This window comes from Kineococcus indalonis (genome assembly GCF_009906395.1).
GTDB lineage: Bacteria > Actinomycetota > Actinomycetes > Actinomycetales > Kineococcaceae > Kineococcus > Kineococcus indalonis.
In genome coordinates this window covers 1-903 of record NZ_JAAALM010000896.1, presented here as the reverse complement: position 1 = coordinate 903, position 903 = coordinate 1, and the positions used below count along the sequence as shown (strand labels likewise).

Below are 903 nucleotides of genomic sequence, written 5' to 3'. Positions count from 1 at the left end.
GGGTGGGGTCACGCCGGCTCGAACGTCCCGGACACGCGGGTGCCGGGGACGGTGGTGGGCGCGGCGGAGTCGCAGGCGGTGAGCGGCACGCCCAGCGGGCCGCCGTCGCGGGAGAACGCGGAGCAGCGGAACCGCACGGTGTCGGTGTCGACGAGGAAGCGGCGCACGTGCCGGTCGTTCCACAGGAACGTGGAACCCTCCACGCGCGCGCTGCACTGGAACGCCTCCAGGGCGGTCGCGGTGCGCTGCACGGTGCTGTCCTCCAGGACCAGGTGCCCGTCCTGGCTGCACCCGACGCCGTGCTCGCCGCCGCGCACGGTGGTGCCGCGCAGCACCAGCCCGTCCCAGCCGACGTCGAAGGAGGAGAAACCGCTCTCGTTGCCGTCGGCGGTGGAGCCCTCCACGAGCAGGCGGCCGTCGGTGACGGAACCGCCGGCGAGGCCGTTGCCGGTGAAGCGGCTGTCGCGCACGGCGACCGCGCCGTCCTGCTGCACGTCCACGCCGGTGCCGTTGCCCTCCAGGCGGGCGCCGCGCACGACCGCGCTGACGGGGCCGCGCGCCCGTTCCTGGTAGGGGTCGGTGCCGGCGACGACGCCGCCGCCCCAGCCGGCCACGGTGCCGCCGCGCACGACGACGTCGCGGGCGGCCACCCGCACCCCGACGGTGCCGTACGCCTCGCCGGGGCCGGTGAGGGCGTGGCCGTTGAGGTTCAGCTCGATCCCGTCCGCGGCCAGGGTCAGGCCCCGCCCGTCGGGGCAGGTGACGTCGGCGGCCAGGCGCACGCTGGTGGTGAGCACCGCCCCGCACGGCACGGTCGTGGCCCGCGGGGTCGCCGCGGCGGCCGCGGGGGCGGTCAGTCCGGTGGCGAGCAGCGCGAGGGCGGCGGCGAGGGCGGGGCGGTGG

Annotated in this window: 1 pseudogene; it reads right to left on the bottom strand. The window is 77.9% G+C overall.

The features are described from left to right. Positions 1-8: 8 nt before the first annotated feature. Positions 9-903 (bottom strand): annotated as a pseudogene (locus tag GTR00_RS21800) (hypothetical protein); the annotation flags it as partial.